At 67.2% G+C, this 24370-nt stretch carries 17 protein-coding genes and 2 tRNA genes; 10 read left to right on the top strand and 9 right to left on the bottom strand.

Annotation, left to right across the window (positions count from 1 at the left end; genetic code table 11):
• Window position 1: 1 nt before the first annotated feature.
• Together PQB87_RS10760 and PQB87_RS10755 are read right to left on the bottom strand one after the other, a co-directional pair.
• Window positions 2–1210 (bottom strand): MFS transporter, encoded by a 1209-nt coding sequence (locus PQB87_RS10760; RefSeq protein ID WP_060057496.1) that lies wholly within the window; start codon window positions 1208–1210, stop codon window positions 2–4.
• Between the two features lie 21 nt (window positions 1211–1231).
• Window positions 1232–2278, bottom strand: coding sequence for a porin (locus PQB87_RS10755; protein WP_489241695.1), 1047 nt, complete (start codon window positions 2276–2278; stop codon window positions 1232–1234).
• Window positions 2279–2580: 302 nt separating this feature from the next.
• Here PQB87_RS10755 and PQB87_RS10750 point away from each other — a divergent pair, with 302 nt between their 5' ends.
• A complete protein-coding gene (locus PQB87_RS10750) occupies window positions 2581–3726 on the top strand; it encodes a helix-turn-helix transcriptional regulator (RefSeq protein WP_233344668.1) in 1146 nt (381 codons plus the stop codon).
• Between the two features lie 99 nt (window positions 3727–3825).
• Window positions 3826–4824 carry a 2-dehydropantoate 2-reductase gene (locus tag PQB87_RS10745; RefSeq protein ID WP_233344667.1) on the top strand — a complete coding sequence of 333 codons (999 nt, stop codon included), beginning with the start codon at window positions 3826–3828 and terminating at the stop codon, window positions 4822–4824.
• 170 nt (window positions 4825–4994) lie between these two features.
• On the opposite strand, the gene PQB87_RS10740 is transcribed toward PQB87_RS10745, so the two are convergent.
• Both PQB87_RS10740 and PQB87_RS10735 read right to left on the bottom strand, forming a co-directional pair.
• Entirely contained in the window at window positions 4995–5444 is a 450-nt protein-coding gene (locus PQB87_RS10740; RefSeq protein ID WP_021160399.1) for a MarR family winged helix-turn-helix transcriptional regulator, read from the bottom strand.
• A gap of 62 nt (window positions 5445–5506) precedes the next feature.
• Window positions 5507–6652 (bottom strand): glycerate kinase, encoded by a 1146-nt coding sequence (locus tag PQB87_RS10735; protein ID WP_489241692.1) that lies wholly within the window; start codon window positions 6650–6652, stop codon window positions 5507–5509.
• A 387-nt stretch (window positions 6653–7039) separates the two neighbouring features.
• Between PQB87_RS10735 and tig the strand changes: the two genes are divergently transcribed.
• From tig to PQB87_RS10705, 6 genes are all read left to right on the top strand, one after another.
• Window positions 7040–8386: a trigger factor gene (gene tig, locus PQB87_RS10730; protein WP_027787157.1), complete on the top strand. Its 1347-nt coding sequence runs from the start codon at window positions 7040–7042 to the stop codon at window positions 8384–8386.
• A gap of 140 nt (window positions 8387–8526) precedes the next feature.
• Entirely contained in the window at window positions 8527–9180 is a 654-nt protein-coding gene (gene clpP, locus PQB87_RS10725; protein WP_010092137.1) for an ATP-dependent Clp endopeptidase proteolytic subunit ClpP, read from the top strand.
• A gap of 164 nt (window positions 9181–9344) precedes the next feature.
• On the top strand, window positions 9345–10616 hold the full coding sequence (clpX, locus tag PQB87_RS10720) for an ATP-dependent Clp protease ATP-binding subunit ClpX (RefSeq protein WP_006489345.1): 1272 nt from the start codon (window positions 9345–9347) through the stop codon (window positions 10614–10616).
• A gap of 197 nt (window positions 10617–10813) precedes the next feature.
• Window positions 10814–13237 (top strand): endopeptidase La, encoded by a 2424-nt coding sequence (gene lon, locus PQB87_RS10715; RefSeq protein ID WP_011352361.1) that lies wholly within the window; start codon window positions 10814–10816, stop codon window positions 13235–13237.
• A 204-nt stretch (window positions 13238–13441) separates the two neighbouring features.
• Window positions 13442–13517, top strand: a tRNA-Val gene (locus tag PQB87_RS10710).
• A 23-nt stretch (window positions 13518–13540) separates the two neighbouring features.
• Window positions 13541–13617, top strand: a tRNA-Asp gene (locus PQB87_RS10705).
• Window positions 13618–14096: 479 nt separating this feature from the next.
• On the opposite strand, the gene PQB87_RS10700 is transcribed toward PQB87_RS10705, so the two are convergent.
• Window positions 14097–15488 (bottom strand): DUF1254 domain-containing protein, encoded by a 1392-nt coding sequence (locus PQB87_RS10700; protein WP_489241688.1) that lies wholly within the window; start codon window positions 15486–15488, stop codon window positions 14097–14099.
• A gap of 604 nt (window positions 15489–16092) precedes the next feature.
• Between PQB87_RS10700 and PQB87_RS10695 the strand changes: the two genes are divergently transcribed.
• Window positions 16093–18027, top strand: coding sequence for a SurA N-terminal domain-containing protein (locus tag PQB87_RS10695; RefSeq protein ID WP_489241686.1), 1935 nt, complete (start codon window positions 16093–16095; stop codon window positions 18025–18027).
• A 72-nt stretch (window positions 18028–18099) separates the two neighbouring features.
• Here the strand turns inward: PQB87_RS10695 and PQB87_RS10690 are convergent, their stop codons facing one another.
• Complete coding sequence (locus PQB87_RS10690) at window positions 18100–18774, bottom strand: arylesterase (RefSeq protein WP_489241684.1); 675 nt, start codon at window positions 18772–18774, stop codon at window positions 18100–18102.
• Between PQB87_RS10690 and PQB87_RS10685 the strand changes: the two genes are divergently transcribed.
• Window positions 18773–19486 (top strand): ABC transporter ATP-binding protein, encoded by a 714-nt coding sequence (locus tag PQB87_RS10685; protein ID WP_021163968.1) that lies wholly within the window; start codon window positions 18773–18775, stop codon window positions 19484–19486. The genes PQB87_RS10690 and PQB87_RS10685 overlap by 2 nt on opposite strands.
• 78 nt (window positions 19487–19564) lie before the next feature.
• On the opposite strand, the gene pgi is transcribed toward PQB87_RS10685, so the two are convergent.
• The 3 genes from pgi to PQB87_RS10670 form a co-directional block, all read right to left on the bottom strand.
• A complete protein-coding gene (gene pgi, locus PQB87_RS10680) occupies window positions 19565–21187 on the bottom strand; it encodes a glucose-6-phosphate isomerase (protein ID WP_059687372.1) in 1623 nt (540 codons plus the stop codon).
• Between the two features lie 111 nt (window positions 21188–21298).
• Window positions 21299–22843: an NAD(P)H-hydrate dehydratase gene (locus tag PQB87_RS10675; protein WP_489241681.1), complete on the bottom strand. Its 1545-nt coding sequence runs from the start codon at window positions 22841–22843 to the stop codon at window positions 21299–21301.
• Between the two features lie 63 nt (window positions 22844–22906).
• Complete coding sequence (locus PQB87_RS10670; protein ID WP_060067682.1) at window positions 22907–24208, bottom strand: FAD-dependent oxidoreductase; 1302 nt, start codon at window positions 24206–24208, stop codon at window positions 22907–22909.
• Window positions 24209–24370 lie beyond the last annotated feature (162 nt).

The raw sequence follows: 24370 nt of genomic DNA, 5'->3' as shown, positions 1-24370 counted from the left end.
GTCACGGTTGGGAGGAAACGGAGGCGTGCGTGCGGCGATCGATGTGGCGCAGCGCGGCGAAAGACACGATCGCGACGGCCGTCGCGGCCGTGAACAGCGCGTGCATCGTGCCGCCGGCGTCGAGCATCAGCCCGGCGAGCAACGGGCCGGCAGCAAGGCCGGCACCGATCACGAAATTGAGCGTGGCCACGAGGCGGCCCGACGTATCGATCTGCGCGACGGTCGCGAGGATGAACGGCAGGACGAACGTCCACGCGAACTTGAACGCGAAGATCGCCGCGCTGTAACCGCCGGCTTGCCGCATCACGGCGAGCGCGACGAGCGAGGCCGCCAGCAGCGCGTAACCGGCCGTCAGCATGGCGCGCCGCGCGAGCCGGCCGCCCGCGCACGACGCGAGCGCCGCGCCGGCGATGCCCATCACGCTCGCGATCGCGAGCACGTTGCCGGTCGACTGCGGATCGAGCCCGGCTTCGGCCGCGGCACGGCTTGCGAACGTCCACACGCTGCCGATCGCGAGATAGAACGTCAGCACCGCGCCGATCGCGAGCACGATCGAGCCTTGCGGCGTCCGTGCCGCCGCGCCGCGCGCGTGTTGCGCAGGCGCGGTTCGCGCGCCCAGCGACGACGGGAAGCCGCGCGACAGCGGCGCCGCGAGCAGCGCGAGCCCGGCGAGCGCGACGTACAGCGCGCGCAGCCCGAATGCCGCGAACACATGCGGCAGCACGAACAGGCCGATCGCGCCCGCGATCAACTGGCCGACGACCCACAGGCCGTACACGCGGTCGCTGTTCTCGCTCGTTGCGGCGCTCGTCATGCAGAGCACCATCAGCGAACCGCCGCCGAGCGCGGTCACGGCGCGCAGTGCGAGCAGCGCGACGAAGCCCGGCATCCACAGCGCGGTCAGCAGGTTGCCCGCGCCGAACAGCGCGATGGCGAACGCGGCCACGCGGCGTGCGTCGATGCGACCGAGCCACAGGTACGACGGCACGGTCGCGAGGCTGAACGCGCCGAGTTCGACGAAGAAGTAGGTGCCGATCTGCGAGGCGGACAGCCCGAGCTGCGTCGCGAGCTGGCCGGCGACGGCGGGCGCCACGAGCAGCAGCAGCGGCGTGATGGCCGCGAACACGACGAGCGCGACGAGCGTCGAGCGCGCGAAGGTCGATGCGCGGCCGTCGGGCGGGAGTGCGGCATCCGGGGACAGGGTTTTCATGGCGGGGTCTCGTGTGGGGAATCAGAACAGGTGGTACATGCCGACCATCGCGCCGAACTGCGATGCGCCGGCGAGCGGCGTCGGGTCGTATTCGTAGACGGTCTGCGAACTCTGGCCGCTGTTGCGTGCATAGCCGAGGTTCACGTAGGCGACGGTGCGTTTCGACAGCGCATACGTGGTGCTCGCGATGAACAGCGTCGGGTGGCCGATGGCCGGCGCGCGCGAGTCGGTGTGGTAGACGCCGGCGTTCAGGCCGATCCCGTTCGGTGTCAGGTAGCGCGCACCGCCCCAGACGATCGTGCGCGCGGCGTCGAGGTCGCCGGTCAGTCGTTCGACACCTGCGTAGACGGTGAGCGGCAGCGTGGCGAACGCATAGCGCGCGGCGAGCGTGCCGAGTTCGCGGCGGTGCGCCGACGTGTTGTCGGCCGCCGATACATCGCCGTATGCCTGATGCAGCACCGCGCTGACCGACAGGCCGTTGCTCGTGTACTGGCCGCCGAGTTCGAGCACGCGTCCGGCGCGCGTATTGCCGGCGACGCCGGACGTCGCGGCAAGCGCCTCGACGTCGAAGCCGGCGAAGGTCGGCGACTGGTACTTGACGGAGTGGTCGATGAAGTTCGCGTTCATCGGCACGATGACGCCCTGGCCGCTGTACGACGCGTACCAGAGCGGGTCGTAGAACAGCGTCTTGTCGAACAGCACGCTGAACTGACGGCCGAGCGTGACGGTGCCCACGGGCCCGGCGATGCCGACGTACGCGCCGCGGAAGAACGCGTAGCCGGGCGCGGTCGCGGTGCCGTCGTTGAGGTTGAGGCCCTGTTCGAGCTTGAACAGCGCACGCCAGCCGCCGCCGAGATCCTCGTTGCCCTTCAGGCCGACCTGAGAGGGCAGGATGCCGTAGTTCTGCAACTGCACGGCCGAATGGCGCCCGTCGGCATGCGTCAGGTATTGCACGCCGGCATCGAGCGCGCCGTACAGCGTGAGGGTCGACTGCGCATGCGCGGCGGCGCCGCACGCGGCAAGCGTCGCGACGGCCGCGGCCGTGCGGATGAAGCGGGGTTTCGTCACGTGGGGTTCTCCATACCGTCCTGCATCGGTTTGTCGTTGGTGTTGTCGCGATGCAGTGTCCGCAGCGGGAAAACCTTCGAACAGTCGTACAGATGAACGGTGCGGAAAACCCGAGGTGCGCGGCATGGTCGCGACGCGCTGGCGTCGCGCGGCGTGCTGCGGAGCAGCAACGTGCCGCGCACCGTTCAAATGGATGGGGCTGGTGCCGGTTCCGGCACCGGGGCCCGTCAAAAAAGCCGGTCGCTATAATCGGCCGGTGTCGTTGGGCACGTCAGCAGCCCGATCGGGCAGGGGAGCGGAAGGTGAGGATCACGACGGATATCGGGCAGGATCTCGAAGCGCTGCGTGACGTGCCGGCAGCCATCGTGCTCGACGACTTCGCCTGGCCGCCGCTGCCGTCCCGGCGTGCGGATTTCGACGGCGTCACGCGCGGCGACGCATCGCAGCGCGAACTCGGGTTGATGCTGCTCGACCTGTACGCGGTTGCCGCGCGGTCCGGCATCGGCGAATTCGAATACCGCTTCTTTTCGCTGCTGCAGGCGCTCATTCCGTTCGACGCCGCGTGGACAGGCGTCGCGACGCATGTGCCGACCGGCCCGGTGATGCACAACAGCTTCCTGTACCGTCTGCCGCACGCGTTCTTCAGCGACTGGAAGCGCGTGCGCGATTGCGACCCGCTCGCGCACCGCACGCTGCACGGCGCGCACGGCCACGCGGTGCGGCTGTCGGTCGTCGAGCCGGGGCTCGATGCACGGTTTCGCGACTGGTGCGTGAAGTACGGGCTCGCGCAACTGATGTGCGTGTGCACGCTCGATCGCCGTTTCGGCCTGACGACGTTCATGTCGATCTACCGACAGGGCCTGAACCGTCCGTTCAGCGATGACGATGCGCGCCGTTTCGAGGAAGTGATTCCGCATCTCGCGGCGGCGCTGACCATCAATCGCGCCGCGCAGCTCACGCGCGAGCGCGGCGATGCGGTTGCGCCGGCCGCCCGCGCGTTGTGCGACAACTTCGGTGTGCTGCATCACGCCGATCATGGTTTCGACGACGTGCTGCGCACCGAATGGCCGGCATGGGCCGGTGCACGCGTGCCGGAGCCGCTCGTTGCGCACCTGCGGCGCCAGCCGGCCCAGCCGTTCGTCGGCGATGCGTTGCGGATCCAGTGCGTGCCGGTTGCGGGGCTGTTCCAGATCGAGGCGCGGCCGCGCTCGCTGCTCGACCGCCTGAGCCCGCGCGAGCTCGCGGCGATCCGCCATTACGGCGCCGGGCGCTCGCACAAGGAAGTCGCGCAACAGATGGCGATTTCTCCGACGACCGTGCGCCATTACCTGCGCTGCGCATACCGCAAGCTCGGCATGCACGACAAGAGCCAGATCGCCGGCGTGCTCGGCGCGACGGGCGGCGCGGCCGATGACGAACCGGTGGAAGCCGGCGGCGAGCCGCGCTGATGCATGCGAACGCCGTGCGTCGCACGGCGGCGCGTGAATGGTTGTGCCCGCAACCATTGGGCGTTATGCTCGTCAGCTCCCAGGAGACGGAATTCCATCATGAACGACACGAATTCAGGGTCGGTGCGCGCGGCGGTGGTCGGGGTCGGCGCGATCGGCGGATTGCTCGCGGCCGCGTTGTCGCGAGCCGGGATGACCGTGAGCGCGTACGCGCGCGGCGCGACGCTCGACGCGCTGAATGCGCACGGCGTGCGCGTGATCGACGAGGCGGGCACGACGTCGTCGGTTCCGATGCGAGCGAGTGACGATGCGGCAGCGCTCGGCGTGCAGGATTACGTGGTGATCGCGCTGAAGGCACAGGCACTGCCGGCATTGGCCGCGCGCATCGCGCCGCTGGTCGGGCCGGACACCGTGATCGTCGCGGCGATGAACGGGCTGCCGTGGTGGTTCACGCACGGGCTCGAAGGGGCGCTCGACGGCGTGCCGCTCGACGCGGTCGACCCGGCCGGTGCGGTGTCGGCGGCGTTGCCGCCCGGACAGGCGATCGGATGCGTCGTCCACCTGTCGTCGAGTACCGATGCGCCGGGCATCGTGCGCCGCGGGCGCGGCAACCGGCTGATCGTCGGGGCGCCCGATGCGCGGCTCGATACGGCTACTGCCCGGTTCGCCGCGGCGCTCGCGGCGGGCGGTTTCGACGTCGAGTCGACGCCGGCGATCCGGGCCGAGATCTGGACGAAGCTGTGGGGCAACATGAACATGAATCCGCTGAGCGCGCTGACGGGGTCGACGGCCGAGCAGCTGCTCGACGATCCGTTCACGCAGGGTCTCGCGCTGCGGATGATGGAGGAGGCGGCCGCGATCGGCGCGAAGCTCGGCCTGTCGACGGGGATGAGCGGGCCCGAGCGGATCGCGGTCACGCGCAAGCTCGGTGCGTTCAAGACGTCGATGCTGCAGGATTTCGAAGCGGGCCGCGCGCTCGAGATCGGGCCGATCCTCGGTGTGTTTCCCGAGCTCGGGCGCAAGCTCGACGTGCCGACTCCGTATTGCGACGCGGTGCTCGGGCTGCTGCGCCAGCGGGCGACGAACAGCGGGCTATAAGTGCGGGCGGGGCCGCTGCATGCGCGATGCCGGCGAGGTGGCGCGCTGCAATCCGGTTGCCGCGCGCAACGCATCACGCAAAGCGGGCCGCCCGCGTCGCTGGTGTGGCGACCGGGGCGGCCCGTCGAATTCATCGGATCAATACTGCGGGCGTCGTGCCCGCGTGCCGGTCAGTCGTCCCGCTCGATCGCGTGCGCGACGACCTTGTCGAGCAGCCGCTCGAATGTCTGGCGTTCGCTGTCGGACAGGCATGCGAGCAAGCCATCGTTCCACTTGCGCACGATCGGCATGATCTTGCGATGCAGCGCGCGGCCGTCGGCGGTCAGCGCGATCAACACGATCCGGCCATCCTCCTCGCTTGCGCTACGTTCGAGCAGCCCCTGGCGCAGCAGCGCCTCGGCTGCCCGGCTCGCCTGGCTCTTGTCGAGATTGGTGTGGCGCGCCAGATCCATGATCGAGAACGGGCCGAAGGCGCCGACGGCAGCGATCACGCGCGCCTCGGGCAGCGAGATGTCGAGCTTGTGCCGGTACACCTCGCCGATCCCGCGGTCGGATCGCTTCGTGAGCGCGTGGAGGCGATAGGTCAGAAACTGATCGAGCCCGGCTTGACGGCCTTTCATGTCGAATCCTGAAGAAAAAGGGCGGGCCCGATTGTTCCTGTATCGCGCGCTCGGGTCAACGGTCAGTGTGCGCCGTACTTCAGGCGTGTCAATTGCTCCGCTTCGTTCGCGAGCAGATTGGCCGCGTCGCGGATCGCGACGTCGAGCGTGATCGGCCCGGGAGCCGGCGAGAAGCAGCCGGAAAAATGTTCGGACAGGCGTGGCAGCGCGGCCGGGTCGACCGCACCGGACAGCAGCGACGCGGGTACGCCCGCGGCTTGCGCGTGGCGGCACGCGATGAACGGCGCCTTGCCGTGCAGCGTCTGTACGTCGGAGCGGCCTTCGCCGGTGATCAGCCAGCCCGCGCCGGCGAGCGCCGCGTCGAGCCCGACCTGCCGCGCGACCACCTCGGCCCCCGCTTCGAATTGCGCGCCGAGCATGTGCAGCGCGAATCCGAGGCCGCCCGCGGCACCGGCGCCCGGCAGGTCGCGGCCGCGACGGTCGAGCGCGCCTTCGAGCAGGTCGGCGAAGCGGGCGAGTGCGGCGTCGAGGGTGGCGACCTGCTCGGGCGTCACGCCCTTTTGCGGACCGAACACGGCGGTTGCGCCGTGCGCGCCCGTCAACGGGTTGTCGACGTCGGACATGCCGATGAATTCGGTTTCCTTCAGCCGCGGGTCGAGCCCCGACGCGTCGACGCGCGCGATGTCGGCGAGCCGCGACGGCACGGGATCGACCGGCTGGCCGCCCGCGTCGAAGCACTGCAGGCCGAGGCCGGCGAGCAGCCCGGCGCCCGCGTCGTTGGTGCTGCTGCCGCCCAGCGCGACGAAGAAGCGGCGCACGCCTTCGTCGAGCAGCGTGCGGATCGCCTCGCCCATCCCGCGCGTGCTGCGCGCGTCGACCGGCACGCTCATGCCGACTGGATCCGTGATGCCGACGATCTCGGCCGTTTCGACGATCGCGGTGCGCGCGTCGATCACGCCGACCGCCGCGTCGCGTGCCGCGAGCGACGCACCGGCCACCCGCAGCGTGCGCCGCGTGCCGCCGCCTGCCAGCATCGCGTCGAGCGTGCCTTCGCCACCGTCGGCCATCGGGCAGCAGCGCACGACGGCGTCGGGCCGGGCGCGGCGGATGCCGGTGGCGATCGCGTCCGCGACCTGCTCGGCGGAAAGCGAGCCTTTGAACGAATCGGGCGCGATGACGACGACAGGCGCGGACGGGTGTTGCGGCATGGTGTCTCCGGAAGGCGTGATTGGTGTGAAGAATATTGGGGCGCGACGGCGGCGCACCCTCATTCGGAGCTTACAGGATGGCGGGCCCGTGGTGGATACGGCATGCGGCATAGCGGCGATCCGCGCGCATTGCCGTGCGAAGGGCTGCCGGCGCGGTGCGGACGCACGCGCGTCGCGCCGATCTGGCGGTGTGAGGAAAATTGTTTGCTAGAATAGTCGATTCTTCCGGCCAAAGCCGTGCTCCGAGCCGCTTGCGCTAGCCATCCGGCGCGTGCAGGGATGGCGTGGCGCTCCGGCGCGGCGAGTGTATGTGACGCACATCACGCCGCAGGCAGGCACGGCAAGGAAAACCCGATTCGCTCGAATAATTTTAGGACGATTGAAGCCATGGCTAACGTTGTTGAGAACCTCGGCAAGCTTGAACGCCGCGTGACGATTTCCCTGCCGAAAGACACCGTGCAGAAGGAAATCGACGCCCGTATCCAGAAACTCGCGAAGAACGTGCGCATGCCGGGTTTCCGCCCGGGCAAGGTGCCGCTGAAGATGGTCGCGCAACAGTACGCGGGTCAGGTCGAAGCGGAAGTGCTGAGCGACAAGATCGGCCAGGAATTCTTCACGATCAGCCGCGCGGAAAACCTGCGCGTCGCCGGCCAGCCGAGCTTCGAGCCGAAGCAGGAGCAGGCTGAAGATGCATACGCGTTCGACGCGACGTTCGAGGTCTACCCGGAAGTCAAGATCGGCGATCTGGCGACGGCTGAAGTCGAGCGCTCGACGACGTCGATCGGCGACGCTGAAATCGACCGCACGCTGGACATCCTGCGCAAGCAGCGCGTGCACTTCCACGCACGCGGCGAAGCCGGCGAGCACGGCGACGGCGGCGCGGACACCGCAGCGAAGAACGGCGACCGCGTGACGGTCGACTTCGTCGGCAAGATCGACGACGTCGCGTTCCAGGGCGGCACGGCCGAAGATTTCCCGTTCGTGCTCGGCGAAGGCCGCATGCTGCCGGAATTCGAAACCGCGGCGCTGGGCCTGAAGGTCGGCGAAGCGCGCACGTTCGACCTGAAGTTCCCGGACGACTACCACGGCAAGGACGTGGCAGGCAAAACGGCCCAGTTCACGGTCACGATGAAGAAGATCGAGTGGCCGCACCTGCCGGAAATCGACGGTGAATTCGCGAAGTCGCTCGGCATCGAAGACGGCGATCTCGCGAAGATGCGCGCCGAGATCAAGGAAAACCTCGAGCGTGAAGCGAAGCGCCGCACGCAATCGATCGTCAAGAACCAGGTGATGGACGCGCTGCTGAAGATCTCCGAACTCGACGTGCCGAAGGCGCTGATCGAGCAGGACCAGCAACGCCTCGTCGAAATGGCTCGCCAGGATCTGGCGCAGCGCGGCGTGCCGAACGCGAAAGACGCACCGATCCCGGCCGAGATGTTCACCGAGCAGGCAGAGCGCCGCGTGAAGCTGGGTCTCGTGCTGGCCGAGCTGGTGAAGTCGAACGGCCTCGAAGCGAAGCCGGAACAGATCCGCGCGGAAGTCGACGAGTTCGCGAAGAGCTACGAAGACCCGAAGGAAGTGGTCCGCTGGTATTATTCGAACCAGCAGCGCCTCGCCGAGATGGAAGCGTTCGTCGTTGAAAGCAACGTCGTCGATTTCGTGCTGGGCAAGGCGAAGGTGACGGACAAGGAAGTGAGCTTCGAAGCACTCGCGAGCGCATCGGCGCAAGCGTAAGTGTTGCTCTAGCGGCGTGCCGGCTGTCGGAGCGACGGCCCGCACGCCGTTTTTACGTCAAGCGCACGGTTGCCATTAATATGGCGATTGAGCGGGCGGCTTCCTTCCGTTCAATTTTCCATTCGAACAAGGTTCATTGAATGATCACTCGCGCTGAATTGCTGGACATGCTTGCTTCGAACGCGCCGCAAGGTTTCGAGGCGCAAGCGCTGGGGCTGGTGCCGATCGTCGTCGAAACGAGCGGCCGCGGCGAGCGTTCGTACGATATCTATTCGCGTCTCCTGAAGGAGCGCCTGGTGTTCATGGTCGGTGAAGTGAACGACCAGACCGCCAACCTCGTGGTCGCGCAGTTGCTGTTCCTCGAGAGCGAGAATCCCGACAAGGACATCAGCCTGTACATCAACAGCCCGGGCGGGTCGGTGTCGGCCGGCATGGCGATCTACGACACGATGCAGTTCATCAAGCCGGACGTGTCGACGCTGTGCATGGGCCTCGCGGCCAGCATGGGCGCGTTCCTGCTCGCGTCGGGCGCGAAGGGCAAGCGTTTCGCGCTGCCGAACTCGCGCGTGATGATTCACCAGCCGCTCGGCGGCGCACGCGGCCAGGCATCGGACATCGAGATCCAGGCGCGCGAAATCCTCTACCTGAAGGAGCGGCTGAACCAGTTGCTCGCGCAGCACACGGGCCAGGACGTCGAACGCATCGCGCGCGACACCGACCGTGATAACTTCATGTCGAGCGAGGATGCGAAGGCGTACGGGCTGATCGACCAGGTGCTGCTGAAGCGCCCGTGAGCTTAAGTGGGGTGCCGCCCCGATTCGTGCGGCGCCCCTGCGACTTCCCGAACGCCCAGAGCATCTGCGGCAAGCGCATCCGGTCGGCTCCGGTCGCGCCCTAGGCGCGGTGCCCGGAGCATTCGGCGTATCATGTCATTTACCTGTCCGGAGGCTCTACATTCATGGCGGACAAAAAAGGTTCGAACAGCGAGAAGCTGTTGTATTGCTCGTTTTGCGGAAAAAGCCAGCATGAGGTGAAAAAACTCATCGCGGGCCCGTCGGTGTTCATCTGCGATGAATGTATCGACCTCTGCAACGAAATCATTCGCGACGAGGCGGCTGCCGCCGGCGTCGAGGCCAGCCTGTCCCGGTCGGATCTGCCGAGCCCGCAGGAAATTCGCGACATCCTCGATCAGTACGTGATCGGCCAGGAGCGCGCGAAGAAGATCCTCGCGGTGGCCGTGTACAACCATTACAAGCGCCTGAAGCATCTCGACAAGAAGGACGACGTCGAGCTGTCGAAGAGCAACATCCTGCTGATCGGCCCGACGGGCTCCGGCAAGACGCTGCTCGCGCAGACGCTCGCGCGGTTGCTCAACGTGCCGTTCGTGATCGCCGATGCGACGACGCTGACCGAAGCCGGCTACGTCGGCGAGGACGTCGAGAACATCATCCAGAAGCTGTTGCAGAACTGCAACTACGAGGTCGACAAGGCCCAGCGCGGGATCGTCTACATCGACGAAATCGACAAGATCAGCCGCAAGTCGGACAACCCGTCGATCACGCGCGACGTGTCGGGCGAGGGCGTCCAGCAGGCACTGCTGAAGCTCGTCGAGGGTACGATGGCGTCGGTGCCGCCGCAGGGCGGCCGCAAGCACCCGAACCAGGATTTCATCCAGGTCGACACGACCAACATCCTGTTCATCTGCGGCGGTGCATTCGACGGCCTCGAAAAGGTGATCACCGATCGTACCGAGAAAACCGGTATCGGCTTCGGTGCGACGGTCAAGAGCAAGCAGGAGCGTGACGCGGGCGAAGTGCTGCGCGAAACGGAGCCGGAAGACCTGATCAAATTCGGTCTGATCCCCGAATTGATCGGCCGCCTGCCGGTGGTCGCGACGCTCGGCAAGCTCGATGAAGCGGCGCTGATGAAGATCCTGGTCGAGCCGAAGAATGCGCTCGTCAAGCAGTATCACAAGCTGTTCGCGATGGAGCGCGTCGAGCTGGAGATCCGGCCGGGCGCGCTGCAGGCAGTCGCCCGCAAGGCGATCCGCCGCAAGACCGGCGCGCGCGGTTTGCGTTCGATCATCGAACAGGCATTGCTCGACGTGATGTACGAGCTGCCGACGATGAAAGGGGTCAGCAAGGTCATCATCGACGAAAACGTCATCGATGGCGACGGCAAGCCTTTGCTGATCTACGAGGACACGCCGAAGGTGGCGGGTTCGAACTGACCGGCTTGCCGACGATGTTCTGCGAAAAAGGCCGTTCATGAGTCCGTGGGCGGCTTTTTTTCGTTTATCTTGTGGGTAACTCTGACTCGACTCGCGGTGGTTACTTTCTTACCGAATATTTCCCGCACTTGAAGGCTTGCAATTCGTTGTGGCGGCCTCAATTACCGAACAATTGATTCCACTCATGGGGAAATGAAATGTCAGGCACCCAACTTCTTCCGCCGGAACGCATCACGCTCCCGCTGCTGCCGCTGCGGGATGTCGTCGTTTTCCCGCACATGGTCATTCCGCTCTTCGTGGGCCGGCCGAAATCGATCAAGGCCCTCGAAGCAGCGATGGAAGGCGGCAAGCACATCATGCTTGTCGCCCAGAAAACCGCGGCCAAGGACGAACCGACCGAAAAGGACATGTACGAGGTCGGTTGTATCGCCAACATCCTGCAGATGCTGAAGCTGCCGGACGGCACCGTGAAGGTGCTCGTCGAGGGCCTGCAGCGTGCGAAGGCGTTGTCGATCGAAGAGCAGGAAACGCAATTCTCCTGCGAAGTGATGCCGCTCGAGCCCGATCACGCCGACAGCGCTGAAACGGAAGCGCTGCGCCGCGCGATCGTGTCGCAGTTCGACCAGTACGTGAAGCTGAACAAGAAGATCCCGCCGGAGATCCTCACGTCGCTGTCGGGCATCGACGAAGCGGGCCGCCTCGCCGACATGATCGCCGAGCGCCTGCCGCTGAAGCTCGACCAGAAGCAGCACATCCTCGAGATGTTCCCGGTCATCGAGCGCCTCGAGCACCTGCTCGCGCAGCTCGAAGCCGAGATCGACATCCTGCAGGTCGAAAAGCGCATCCGCGGGCGCGTGAAGCGCCAGATGGAAAAGAGCCAGCGCGAGTACTACCTGAACGAGCAGGTCAAGGCGATCCAGAAGGAACTGGGCGAAGGCGAAGAGGGTGCGGACCTCGAGGAACTCGAGAAGCGCATCAACGCCGCGCGCATGCCGAAGGAAGCGAAGAAGAAGGCCGACGCCGAGCTGAAGAAGCTGAAGCTGATGTCGCCGATGTCGGCGGAAGCCACCGTCGTGCGCAACTACATCGACACGCTGATCGGCCTGCCGTGGCGCAAGAAGAGCAAGGTCAACAACGACCTGTCGAACGCCGAGCAGGTGCTCGACGAAGATCACTTCGGCCTCGAGAAGGTGAAGGAACGCATCCTCGAGTATCTCGCGGTGCAACAGCGCGTGGACAAGGTCAAGGCGCCGATCCTGTGCCTCGTCGGGCCCCCGGGCGTCGGCAAGACCTCGCTCGGCCAGTCGATCGCCCGTGCGACGAACCGCAAGTTCGTCCGGATGGCGCTCGGCGGCGTGCGTGACGAAGCCGAGATCCGCGGCCACCGTCGCACGTATATCGGTTCGATGCCGGGCAAGATCCTGCAGAGCCTCACGAAGGTCGGCGTGCGCAATCCGCTCTTCCTGCTCGACGAAGTCGACAAGATGGGCATGGATTTCCGCGGGGATCCGTCGTCGGCGCTGCTCGAGGTGCTCGATCCGGAACAGAACCACACGTTCGCCGACCACTACATCGAAGTCGACTTCGACCTGTCGGACGTGATGTTCGTCGCGACGTCGAACTCGCTGAACATCCCGCCGCCGCTGCTCGACCGGATGGAAGTGATCCGTCTGTCGGGCTACACGGAAGACGAGAAGGTCAGCATTGCCCAGCGTTACCTGCTGCCGAAGCAGAAGAAGAACAACGGGCTGAAGGAAGGCGAGATCGAGGTCACCGAGCAGGCGATCCGCGACATCATCCGCTACTACACGCGCGAAGCTGGTGTGCGTTCGCTCGAGCGGGAAGTGTCGAAGATCTGCCGCAAGGTCGTGAAGATGCTGCTGCTGAAGAAGGCATCGGGCGCGATCAAGGTCGACGGCGAGAACCTCGATACCTTCCTCGGCGTGCGCAAGTACGACTTCGGCCTCGCGGCGAAGGAAAACCAGGTCGGTCAGGTGACGGGCCTCGCGTGGACGGAAGTCGGTGGCGATCTGCTGACGATCGAAGCCGCGGTGATGCCGGGCAAGGGCAACGTGATCCGCACGGGTTCGCTCGGTGACGTGATGAAGGAGTCGGTCGAGGCGGCACGTTCGGTCGTGCGCTCGCGTTCGCGGCGTCTGGGCATCAAGGACGAAGCGTTCGAGAAGCAGGACATCCACATCCACGTGCCGGAAGGCGCGACGCCGAAGGACGGTCCGTCCGCCGGCGGTGCGATGACGACCGCGCTGGTGTCGGTGCTGACGGGTATCCCGGTGCGTGCCGATGTCGCGATGACGGGCGAAATCACGCTGCGTGGTGAAGTCCTGCCGATCGGCGGCCTGAAGGAGAAGCTGCTCGCAGCGCATCGCGGTGGCATCAAGCTCGTGCTGATCCCGGAAGAGAACGTCAAGGATCTCGCCGAGATTCCGGACAACGTGAAGAACGCGATCGAGATCGTGCCGGTCCGCTGGATCGACAAGGTGCTTGAACTCGCGCTCGAGCGTTCGCCGACCCCGCTGCCGCCGGAAGAAGAGGCGAAGGCGGCGGCACCGGTCGCCGATGCGGCGAAGGATGCCGGCTCGACGGAATTCGTCAAGCACTGAGCATCGGAGCGCCGTTCGTTCTGACGGTTGTTCACGAAACCCGCGGCCTGGCCGCGGGTTTTTTTATGCGTCCCGGAATCGTATGCACGAGCGTGGAAAATATTCGCGTCGGGGCTTTGCAAAATGATCGGGGATGAATTAAACTTGCGGGCTCGCTGGTTGTTGATGCCGAAACGCAGATCGCAGCCAGAACGAATCGGAAACGGGTGCTTAGCTCAGCTGGTAGAGCGGCGCCCTTACAAGGCGTAGGTCGGGGGTTCGAACCCCTCAGCACCCACCAGTTTCCTGATTCAGCCAGACCAAGGAGCGGTAGTTCAGTCGGTTAGAATACCGGCCTGTCACGCCGGGGGTCGCGGGTTCGAGTCCCGTCCGCTCCGCCAGAAAATGAGAAAGCCCGCCTTGTGCGGGCTTTTTCATTTGTATCGCCGATTGCGCCCGCTGGCGGGCGCGTGACCGCGGAGCGGAGGAAGCCGCCTGCGCGGCTTCCGGCGGGGCTCGAAGGGATGCGCGTGCACGCGCATCCGCGGCCTGCAGGATGTAGGCGAGTCCCGTCCGCTCCGCCAAACAAACAACAATGCCCGCCTTGTGCGGGCATTGTTGTTTGTGCGTCCGGTTTGCGCCCGGGATCTGGCGCAAACCGGACGCACAAACGGCGGGAGAAATCGTCTGCGCAGCTTCCGGCGGAGCGCGACCTTGCGATGCCGGGCGGGCGGTATGGCAGCAGGCAATACGACAGGAAATGCCTCTGGGGCGCGCAGCCGTCGGAACGGAAAACCCGCGACGGCTCGAACGCGGTCGCGGGTTTTTCATGCTTTCTCGCCGCGGAGGCGCCGGTTTTTCCGGCTCGCGCGGAGCGGTATTACTGAACGCGTATTACCGGCGGCAACTTGTAGGTTGCGTTCAGGAGCGGGGCGTCCGGCAAGTAGGTGCGCAGCGTCAGATTGAACGCGCCGGCAGGGGCCGGCAGCCAGTTGCTGGCGGGTACACCCGCGGGTCGCACATGGCTGATGGTGAGCACGAGCGAGCCGTCGCTCGCGAACTGAAAGTTCGACGCCGGATAGGACAGCGCATAGATTCCATCGGGATTCGGATAAAAGAAAGCCTGCGCCTGGTTCGTGCCGGCGTACAGCGTCAATGACCAGAAGGCGCGCGCCGGAGGAAGCTGTCCCGCCGGGAACGTCATCTGATAGACGCCGCTGCCGTCGTAATTCGCCCCCGACGTGTTCGCCGCTCCCGTACTGGTGTAGTAGATCGCTTCGCTGCCGGGCAGTGCACCGAGGCCGTTCAGCGCAACGCGCGCCCGTAGCGTGTACTGGGTTCCGTAGTTGCCGACGTTGGCCGGGCCGCCTGTCCAGCCATTCGAGCCGGTACTCGCCTGGGCGGCGGCTTGCTGCGTTCCGCCGCCCGTCAGGCTCGCCAGCGCCCGGGCCGCGCCCGCGTCGATCGATGCGACGTCGGCGGACGACGCGTTGAAGGTCTGCGCCGGGCCTATACCTATCACGTCGAGCGCGTTCGTCGCCTCGGCCGTATCCTGCGGCGTCGGCGGACTCTTTTTCAAGAGCCGGTTCACGTACTGAAAATACGCCGGCCAGTTGGCATAACCGGGCGGCTTTTGCGTGTCCACGCTGTCCCACGCAGCGACACCGGTTCCAGCGGGGCGCGACACGACCAGTTGATTCTGAACGGCCCACGCGGCGGGATAGTCGTTCGCATCGCTCACGTAAGTCCGCGCCAACGCCCACACCGCGTTGGTCGACGAGTGGAGTACGGTGACGCCTGCCGGGGCGGTTCCCTGCCAGTTCGGCCCCACGACCCAAAAGACCTTCGCGACACCGTTGTCGGCGCTCGTGCCGCGAATCGCGAAGTTGTTCGTATAGGCGTCCATCAGCGCGAGGGAGAAGTAGCGGGTGCCGCTGGCGGGCGTGTCGATCTGAATTGGGCCCGCGTCCAGTTGAAGCATGGCGATGGAGTACAGCGTGTCGTGATTGGGCTTCGTCACCGAGGTGGACGAAGCATCGGACAGCTGGCGATTGTGTAGAAACGTATTCGGCGCAAGGCCTTGGGCGATGTAGCTCTGTCGGGTTGCGTAGAACTGGTACAGCGCAATCGTGAATTGCGTGGCACTGTTTGCGGCATTTTCCGTCGCGACGGGCGAAACGCCCGAGCTATCGACACTTTCCCCATTGCAGCCCGCCAGAAGGCCGACGGAGGCAGCGAATGCGACGAGGCGCGCGTGGTGAAGAAAACTCATCGAGTGGTGCGGTAGGGTTGAATGGTCGAATGGGCCGCACCCGTTCATCGTTCCGTCGATGAGCGTGGCACGGATTGCACGGCGCGAAAAGCGTATCCGGCTTGCGATGCGGCACGAACGATCTATTTTCGATATGCAAAGTCCGACGACTCGTTAGGGCGGTGTCGACCGATCGGCATCGTGCGGTTGATCCTTGTCGTCTTTCCGGCCGTCACGTTTCTCGCGGCCTATGCCGGGACGTACAGGCCAGGCTTGTGCCGTGTGCTCCCGTGTCGGGCAACCTTCCATTGGCTCGATTCGCTGCCCCGGCGGTGCCGTGCGGTCGCCGGTGCGAATGACGCCAGCGCCGCATCGGGCAAGCCGCTCGGCGAACGAATGGATCCTATGCTGCCGCGAGCCTGGGCGGCCGCGATGGGGGCGATCATTGGGCGAGCTGCTTTCGGAACTTCGCGAGGAGGGGCGGGTGACGGCGTGTGCCCGGTTCTGGAAGACCGGTATTTTTGCCTGTCCTTCCGGTGGTGATCGCCGCGGGCGGCGCCGCTTTTCTCCCGTCCCACCCCGTATGTTGTAATATCGGGCGTTTTGTCCAATTTTCCCGTCACGCATGCTCGATTTCTTCCGTAATCACCAGCGCCTGATGATGGCGCTCCTGCTCCTGATCGTGTTGCCGGGGCTGGGTTTCGTCGGGATCCAAGGCTTCCGCGGCTTCTTCGACGATAGCGCGAACGTCGCGGCAGTCAACGGGCACAAGATCACGCGGGTCGAATTCGACGGCGCGTTCCGCCAGCAGATCGACCAGGCGCGCCAGGCACTCGGCGGGCAGTTCGACATCAAGATGTTCGATACGCCCGAGCATCGCAAGCAGGTGCTCGACGGCCTGATCCAGCAACGCGTGCTGGCCGACGAGACCCAACGCCTGCACCTGACCGCATCGGACAACGCCGTGCGCGATGCACTGATGAGCGACCCGATGATCGCGTCGCTGAAGAAGCCCGACGGGTCGATCGACGTCGAGCGCTATGCGCAGCTGCTGTCGTTCCAGGGGATGACGCCCGAGCAGTACCAGGAGCGCGTGCGCTACAGCCTCGCGCTGCAGCAGATTCCGGCCAGCATCGTGTCGAGCGCATTCACGCCGAAGAGCCTCGCGCAACGTCTGTCCGAACTCGCCGCGCAGCAGCGCGAAGTGCAGGCGCTCGTGCTGAAGACGAGCGACTTCGCCGCGAAGGTCCAGCCGACCGACGCGCAGCTCACCGCGTATTACGACGCGCACAAGCAGAGCTTCGCGACGCCCGAGACCGCGACGATCCAGTACCTCGTCTATTCGCCGGCGGCAGCGGCCGCGAGCGCGCAGCCGACCGACGCGGACATCAAGAAGTTCTACGACGACAACCCCACGCACTTCCGCACCGAAGCGCAGGTGCGCGTGAGCCACATCTTCATCGCCGCACCGGGCAGCGCAAGCGCGGCCGACAAGACTGCAGCGAAGACGAAGGCCGAGCAACTGCTCGCCGACGTGAAGGCGCACCCGGACCAGTTCGCGCAGATCGCGCAGAAGGACTCGCAGGATGCACCGTCGGCCGCGAAGGGCGGCGACCTCGGCTTCATCACGCGCGGCTCGACGGCGGGCGGCAAGGCGTTCGATGATGCCGCGTTCGCGCTCAAGCAAGGTGATGTGAGCGGTGTCGTGCAGTCGGATCTGGGCTTCCACATCCTGAAGGCAACGGAAGTGAAGCCGGCGGCCGTCAAGCCGTTCGCGGAAGTGAAGGACCAGATCGCGGCCGACCTGAAGCAGCAGTACGCATCGAAGGCGTTCACGGACAACGCGGAAGGCTTCACGTCCACCGTCTACGAAAAGGCGAAGACGCTGCAGCCGGCCGCGGACAAGTACAAGCTGACGATCCAGACGGCCACCGTCACGCCGACGCCGAATCCGCAGTTGCCGCCGACGAGCCCGCTGAACAATCCGAAGTTCCTGGCCGCCGTGTTCGCAACCGACTCGGTGAAGAACCAGAACAACACGCAGGCGATCGACGTCGGCAACAACACGCTGATCTCGGCGCGTGTGACCGACTACAAGCCGGCTGCCGTGCCCGCGCTCGACGCGATCAAGGACGTCGTGCGCCAGAAGGTGGTCGCCGAGCAGGCTGCCGAACTCGCGAAGAAGGACGGCGCGGCGAAGCTGGCCGAACTGCAGAAGTCGAAGTCGACCGACGGGTTCGCGGCCGCGCAGAAGGTATCGCGTACGCAGTCGCAGGGCCTGACGCCGGCTGCGCTGAGCGCCGTCTACAAGGTCGACGCGAAGACGCTGCCGGCCTACGTCGGTGTCGATCTCGGCGCGGACGGCTATGCGATCTATCGCGTGAACGCGGTGATCCCGGGTTCGGCGGTCGATCCGCAGCAACTGGCGGCCGCGCAGCAGCAGATGGCGCAGGTCGACGCGCAGAGCGAAGGCGAAGCGTATCTCGCCGCGCTGCGCGATCGCTCGAAGGTGAAGCTGTACGGCTCGACGGCCAGCCAGTCGTCGGACGGCGACAACTGAGCGTCGTTTCGCCCGCAACAAAAAGCCCCGCTTCACGCGGGGCTTTTTGTTTTCCGGCGGGGCGAGGCGGCGTCAGCCGCGCGGCTTGCCGAGCAGCGGTTTCAGCGCCGGCCAGACGTTGTCGAGCAGAATGCCCTGGGCCTGCTGCGTCGGATGCATCTGGTCGGCCTGGAACATCTCGGGCTTGTTCTCGATGCCGGCCAGCAGGAACGGCACGAGCGGCACGCCGAGATCCTTCGACAGCCGCGTATAGACGGCGTGGAACTTCTGCGTGTAGTCCGGGCCGTAGTTGGGTGGCACGTACATGCCGACCAGCACGACCCTGGCCCGCGCTTGCCGCGCACCGGCGATGATGTCGCGCAGGTTCTGTTCGGTCGTCGCGAGCGGCACGCCGCGCAGTGCATCGTTCGAGCCGAGCTCGATGACGACGATCGACGGCTTGAGCCGCTGCAGCACCGCAGGCAGCCGCGCGCGGCCGCCGCTGGTGGTGTCGCCGCTGACGCTGGCGTTCGCGACGCTATAATCGATTCGCTCGGTCGTGAGCCGTTGCCGCAGCAACGCCACCCAGCCGGTGTCGCGCGGCAGCCCGTATTCGGCCGACAGGCTGTCGCCGAGCACGGCGATCACGGGCTGGCCCGATGTCGCGGCCGGCGTCGTCGCGGCGCGTGCAGGCATGGCGGCGGCCAGCAGCGTACCCAGCAGCGCGGCGATCGCCGCGCGTCTTTTCCAGCGAAATGTCGTGTCCATGTTCAAGATTACCGATCCGATCATCGAAGTCCATGACGTGTGCAAGCGGGTCGCCGACGCAACCGGCGAGCTGACGATCCTCGACGGCATCACGCTCGCCGTGCGGCCGGGCAGCAGTCTCGCGATCGTCGGCGCGTCGGGGTCGGGTAAATCGACGCTGCTCGGCCTGCTTGCGGGGTTGGACAGCGCGACGAGCGGCACGGTTCGCCTGCTCGGTCGCGCGCTCGACCAGCTCGACGAGGACGCGCGCGCGGCGCTGCGCAACGGCGCAGTCGGGTTCGTATTCCAGTCGTTCCAGTTGATGCCGCACCTGACCGCGCTCGAGAACGTGATGCTGCCGCTCGAACTGCAGGGCGGCATCAGTGCGCGCGATGCCGCCGATCGCGCCCGGGCGCTGCTCGTGCAGGTCGGCCTCGGCGAACGCACCGCGCATTATCCGAAGTTGTTGTCCGGCGGCGAGCAGCAGCGCGTCGCACTTGCGCGCGCATTCGTCACGCGCCCGGCGATCCTCTTCGCCGACGAGCCGACCGGCAGCCTCGATGCGGCCACGGGCCATGCGGTCATCGACCTGATGTTCGAACTGAACCGCACGAACGGTGCAACGCTCGTGCTCGTGACGCACGATGCCGAACTGGCACGCCGCTGCGCGACGACGGTGACGCTCGACGCCGGGCGCATCGTCGAGCCGCGCGCGGCGCAGCGCAACGGCTGAATGCTTTTGCCGGCCGCGCGGCGTGCGCCGAGCGGCCGGCATGGGCATGACGCCGCTGCGTCAGTGCCTCACAGTGCCTCAGCGCTTCAACGCCGCGCGGGCGCGCTCGATCAGCGCGGTGGTCGACGAGTCGTGCTTCGCCGGATCGACCGACTCGGCCGACAGGTCGGCTTCCACCACCTTGCCGAGAATCTTGCCGAGCTCGACGCCCCACTGGTCGAACGGGTTGATGTCCCACACCGTTGCCTGCACGAGCACCTTGTGTTCGTACAGCGCGATCAGCGCGCCGAGCGTGCGCGGCGTCAGCGCATCGACGAGCAGCGTCGTCGTCGGGCGGTTGCCCGGGAACGTCAGGTGCGGCGCGAGCGCCTCCTTGCCCGGCCCCGCGACCTTGCGTGCTTCCTCCAGCGTGCGGCCGAGCATCAGTGCCTCGCTCTGCGCGAAGCAGTTCGCGAGCAGCTTCGGGTGGTGGCTCGCGAGCGGATGCTCGGGCGTCAGCACCGCGATGAAGTCGATCGGCACGATCGTCGGCCCCTGGTGCAGCATCTGGAAGAACGCATGCTGGCCGTTGGTGCCCGGCTCGCCCCACGTGACGGCCGACGTCGGGTAGTCGACGAAGGTGCCGTCGAGGCGCGCGGATTTGCCGTTGCTTTCCATTTCGAGCTGCTGCAGGTACGACGGCAGGTAGTGCAGCGCTTCCGAATACGGCGCGACGAGATAACTCTGCGAACCGAAGAAATTCCGGTACCAGATGCCGATCAGGCCGAGCAGCACAGGCAGGTTGCGCTCGAGCGGTGCCTCGCGGAAATGACGGTCCATGTCGTTCGCGCCGGCCAGCAGCTCGTCGAACTGCTCGGGGCCGATCGCGATCATGATCGACAGCCCGACCGCCGACCACAGCGAATAGCGGCCGCCGACCCAGTCCCACATTTCGAACACGTTGTCCGCGGCGATGCCGAACTTCACGACTTCGGCCGGGTTCGCCGACACGCCGACGAAGTGCTTTGCAAGCGCGTCCTCGGGGCAGCCGCGCGCGACGAACCAGTCGCGCAGCGAGCGTGCGTTCGTCATCGTCTCGAGCGTCGTGAAGGTCTTCGACACGATGATCGCGAGCGTTTCCTCGGGATCGACCTGTTCGAGCACGCGTGCGAGATCGGCGCCGTCGACGTTCGACACGAAGTGCGTGGAAATTTCGGGCGTCGCGACGTGGTGCAGCGCGTGTACGACCATCTTCGGCCCGAGATCGGAGCCGCCGATGCCGATGTTGATCACGTGGCGGATGCGTTTGCCGGTGTAGCCCGTCCAGGTGCCGCTGCGCACGGCGCGAGCGAACGTCGCCATCTTCGCGCGCTCGGCGCTCACCTGCGCGTGGAACGGCGCTTGCGGATCGGTCGCGCGCAGCGCGGTGTGCAGGGCGGCACGGCCTTCGGTCGGGTTCACGATTTCGCCCGCGAACATCGCGTCGCGGCGCGCCTCGACACCCGCGTCGCGCGCGAGCTGGACGAGCAGGCGCAGCGTTTCGTCGTTGATGCGGTTCTTCGAGAAATCGGCCGCGAGACCGCCGCCCGGAATCGTGAAGCGTTCGGCGCGGGTCGGCGCGTGGTCGTGTTCCGGCGCGAACCAGTCGCGCAGCCGGGCGTGACGGATCTGTTCGAAGTGGGATTGAAGGGCAGTCCAGGCGGGGAGCGAATTCAGCGTCATGGCGGTTCGAGTGAAGCGTGAATCGGGAGGAATGCCGCGCCGGCTCATCGGGATCGGAAGGCCGGCGGACGAGAGGGCCCGCCGTGCGGCGGGGCAGTCAGTATAGCGGCGTTATGTGCCGGCGCGCGGCGACGCATAAAAAAGGCGATTGACCAGCGTGCGCACCATCGGCGCGAGTTCGCCTGCCGTGAGTCCGGCCGGGCCGGTTCCGTTCGCGGTCAGCGTGTCGGCCGCGAGGCCGTGCAGGTAGACGCCTGCCAGCGCCGCTTCGTACGGCGCGACGCGTTGCGCGAGCAGCGCGCCGATCAGGCCGCCGAGCACGTCGCCGGTGCCGCCCGTGGCGAGCGCCGCGTTGCCGGTCGGGTTGATCGTCATGCGGCCGTCGGGCGCCGCGATCACCGTGCCCGAGCCTTTCAGCACGACGATGGCCCCATAACGTGACGCGAGCGCCTGCGCGGCCGCGAGGCGGTCGCGCTGAATCGCCGCCGTGTCGCAGCCGAGCAGCCGCGCGGCCTCGAGCGGATGCGGCGTCAGCACGCACGGATAACCGCGCGCACCGCGCGTGGCGACGGCGGCCGCGAGATCCGCGTGCGTCGCGACGAGGTTCAGCGCGTCGGCATCGAGCAGCGTCGCGGCGTCGTGGGCAAGCACGTCGCGCACGAGCGTCGCCGCGGCCTCGCGCGTGCCCAGCCCGCAGCCTGCGGCGATGGCGGTCATCGCGCCAAGGTCGAGGGTGTCGGCCGCGTGCAGCATCAGTTCGGGAAACGGCGGATCGTACGGCGGCGCGCCGGTGCCGAGGAAGCCGACATGCACCTTGCCGGCACCGGCGAACAGCGCGGCGCGGGCGGCCAGGATCGGCGCGCCGCACATGCCGGTGTCGCCGCCGAGTACCGCGAGGCTGCCGTATGTGCCCTTGTGGGATGCGAATGCGCGCGCGGGCAGGGCGGCGGCGAACCGCGCGGGCGCGTTCAGTACGATGGCCGGCGCGGCGGGTGGCGCGACGTCGAGCGATTCGACGTCGATCGCGCCGGCAAGATCCCGGCCTTCGCCCGTGTAGAGGCCCGGCTTCGCGCCGATGAAAGTGAGCGTATGGGTGGCGGCGACGGCGACGCCCGCGCCGACGATCTGGCCCGTATCGCTGTCGAGGCCGCTCGGCACATCCAGCGCAAGCACGCGGCCGCCGCTGCGCGCATGCGCGGCGATGCGCGCGGCCTGCTCGGCGAACGCGCCGTCGAGCGCGCGGCCGAGACCGATGCCGAACAGTCCGTCGACCACCCACGCATAGCCGTCCAGCGAAGCAGGCGGCGTGGCCGACAGCGGCACGCCGGCGGCGCGCGCGAGGCCGAGCGCCCATTGCGCGTCGTCGGGCTTCACCGGCACCGGCATCCACGCCTGGGTCGCGACGCCGAGCTGCTGCAGGTGCGCGGCGGCAACGAGCGCGTCGCCGCCGTTGTTGCCCGGGCCGACCGCGAACCAGACGGGGCGGTCGTCGCCGGCCGCGCGTTCGGACAGCCAGCGCGCGGCGGCGGCGCCTGCGCGACCCATCAGCGTATGCGGCGGCAGCGCCGCGGCTGCGTCGGCTTCGGCCGTGCGCAGGTCGGCGACGCGCAGCAGCGCGATCGGAGCGGAATCGGGAAGCGGAAGGGTAACGGTCATCGCGGGGTCATCGCCGGGTCGCGGCGGCTGGCAAGGCGGCCGCCGGGGACGGGCCCGCGGCGGTCAGGTCGTGAAGCGCCCGGCGCTTAGCGCGGCGAGCGTGTCGGCGCGCCAGTGCTGCACGTCGCCGCCCAGGTAGTCGGTCACCACTTTAGCAGACCCGCATGCGAGCCCCCAGCCGGCCGGGCCATGCCCGAAATTGACGAATACGCGCGGATGCGGGGTCGGACCGACGACCGGCAGACCGTCCGGCGACAGCAGTTGCGTACCTTGCCAGGACAGCGCGGCCGAGATCCTCGCGGCACCGGGCACCCAGTCGTGGACGGCCTGGCCGAGCAACGCGAGCGCGGCCTCGGACAGCGGCTCGGCGAGCGGCTTCGCGGTGTCGGGCAGGCTCTGCAGCACGGCGCCGCCGCCGACGCGCAGCCGCTGGTGGGTGCGCGTGATCGAGATGCGCTTGATCGAATCGATGACGTTCAGGTGCGGCGCATGTTCTTCGTAGGCGACCGGCGCGGTCAGCGCGTGGACCCGCACCGGGTGCAGCGGCAGGCGCCAGCCGAGGCGGTCGAGCAGCGGCAGGCTGCCGGCGCCGGCGGCGACCACGATCGCATCGGCGGAAATCACGTCGACGTCGCGGGCGTTCGAAGCGCGGCGGTCGCCGGGCGGGACGAGCTCGACCGCGGCGCGGCCGTTGTCGACGCGGATCGCGGCGACTTCCGCGCCGAAGCGGAACTGCACGCCGTGTTCGTCGAGCGTCTGCTTGACCAGTTTCGCGAACAGCGGGCAATTCCCGGTGCGCTCGGTCTCGAGCAGCACGCCGCCGGCGAAACCGGGCTCGGCCGGCACCGACGGCTCGAGTGCCGCGCATTCGTCTGCGGAGAGCAGGCGGTACGGCTGGTCGAGCGTGCGCAGCAGGTCGAGCGCGGGCTGCATCGCTTCCCAGTCGCGCGGATCGCGCACGACGTGCAGGATGCCGGGCTTCTGCTCGAACTCGAGCTCGAGGCGCGTCTCGATGTCGGCGAGCGCGTCGCGCGACGCGTCGATCAGCGGGCGCAGCCGCGTGTACTGCGCGGCGAACGCGTCGGGCTCGCGCAGCCTGCCGAGCTGCTTGACGAAGCGCCGCACGCCGCCGTTGAAGCCGGGCTTGTAGACGATGCCGCTGTCGCGCGGCTGGCGCTGGCGCATGAAGGTCGGGCCGAACCAGACGTCGAGCGGGCTCGGCAGCAGCGCGCCGCCGTCGCCGTAGGTCGCACCCTGCGCGACGGTCGCGTGGCGTTCGACCACGCATACGCGATGGCCGGCCGCGCGCAACTGGTAGGCGGTGGCGACGCCGCTGATTCCGCCGCCGATGACGATGACATCCATGGATTGCTTCGATGACGGGCGGCGCGCAGGCGCTGCCCGGTGAGAATTCGCTGAGGGCCCGGGCCCGGTGAACCCGGAATGATAGCGCCAAAATCGCGGGAGCCGGCGCCGCGGTGGCACGGGCCGTGCCGCTGGGCCGCGGCCGCCGGCTGCCGCGCCCGC

It is taken from the genome of Burkholderia sp. KL41, from assembly GCF_057005415.2.
The sequence above is the reverse complement of the archived record's forward strand: the minus strand, read 5'-3'. Positions and strand labels throughout refer to the sequence as shown.

Excerpts from the sequence above, each read along its gene's own strand:
- PQB87_RS10760 (WP_060057496.1), bottom strand. The coding sequence starts at position 1,210 with ATGAAAACCCTGTCCCCGGATGCCGCACTCCCGCCCGACGGCCGCGCA.
- PQB87_RS10745 (WP_233344667.1), top strand. The coding sequence starts at position 3,826 with ATGAACGACACGAATTCAGGGTCGGTGCGCGCGGCGGTGGTCGGGGTC.
- PQB87_RS10740 (WP_021160399.1), bottom strand. The coding sequence starts at position 5,444 with ATGAAAGGCCGTCAAGCCGGGCTCGATCAGTTTCTGACCTATCGCCTC.
- PQB87_RS10735 (WP_489241692.1), bottom strand. The coding sequence starts at position 6,652 with ATGCCGCAACACCCGTCCGCGCCTGTCGTCGTCATCGCGCCCGATTCG.
- tig (WP_027787157.1), top strand. The coding sequence starts at position 7,040 with ATGGCTAACGTTGTTGAGAACCTCGGCAAGCTTGAACGCCGCGTGACG.
- clpP (WP_010092137.1), top strand. The coding sequence starts at position 8,527 with ATGATCACTCGCGCTGAATTGCTGGACATGCTTGCTTCGAACGCGCCG.
- clpX (WP_006489345.1), top strand. The coding sequence starts at position 9,345 with ATGGCGGACAAAAAAGGTTCGAACAGCGAGAAGCTGTTGTATTGCTCG.
- lon (WP_011352361.1), top strand. The coding sequence starts at position 10,814 with ATGTCAGGCACCCAACTTCTTCCGCCGGAACGCATCACGCTCCCGCTG.
- PQB87_RS10700 (WP_489241688.1), bottom strand. The coding sequence starts at position 15,488 with ATGAGTTTTCTTCACCACGCGCGCCTCGTCGCATTCGCTGCCTCCGTC.
- PQB87_RS10695 (WP_489241686.1), top strand. The coding sequence starts at position 16,093 with ATGCTCGATTTCTTCCGTAATCACCAGCGCCTGATGATGGCGCTCCTG.
- PQB87_RS10685 (WP_021163968.1), top strand. The coding sequence starts at position 18,773 with ATGTTCAAGATTACCGATCCGATCATCGAAGTCCATGACGTGTGCAAG.
- PQB87_RS10690 (WP_489241684.1), bottom strand. The coding sequence starts at position 18,774 with ATGGACACGACATTTCGCTGGAAAAGACGCGCGGCGATCGCCGCGCTG.
- pgi (WP_059687372.1), bottom strand. The coding sequence starts at position 21,187 with ATGACGCTGAATTCGCTCCCCGCCTGGACTGCCCTTCAATCCCACTTC.
- PQB87_RS10675 (WP_489241681.1), bottom strand. The coding sequence starts at position 22,843 with ATGACCGTTACCCTTCCGCTTCCCGATTCCGCTCCGATCGCGCTGCTG.
- PQB87_RS10670 (WP_060067682.1), bottom strand. The coding sequence starts at position 24,208 with ATGGATGTCATCGTCATCGGCGGCGGAATCAGCGGCGTCGCCACCGCC.